Source organism: Pseudomonas sp. 3A(2025) (genome assembly GCF_054589175.1).
On record NZ_BAAILM010000093.1, the window covers coordinates 1 to 249 of the forward strand.

Genomic DNA, 249 nt, shown 5'->3' on the forward strand with positions numbered 1-249 from the left:
TTCACCCTAACTGTGCCGGGATTGATATCGGCAGCCGTGAGCATTGGGTGGCTGTAGGCTCTTCTCAGGACGGCAACGTCCGTAGCTTTTCCACCTTCACCGACGACCTGATCAAGCTGGCCGAGTGGCTCGCCGGGCTCAAGATCAACGTGGTCGCGATGGAGGCCACCGGCGTTTACTGGATTCCATTGTTTGAGCTGCTTGATGCCCGTGGTTTCACGGTCTACCTGGTCAACTCGCGTTCGACTC

The 249-nt window shown here is 57.8% G+C and carries 1 protein-coding gene; it reads left to right on the forward strand.

Annotated features, from left to right (window positions below; translation table 11 throughout):
- Nucleotides 1–249 (forward strand): IS110 family transposase (locus ACYP2A_RS23320; protein WP_459748302.1); only part of this gene is annotated, 249 nt, incomplete at both ends.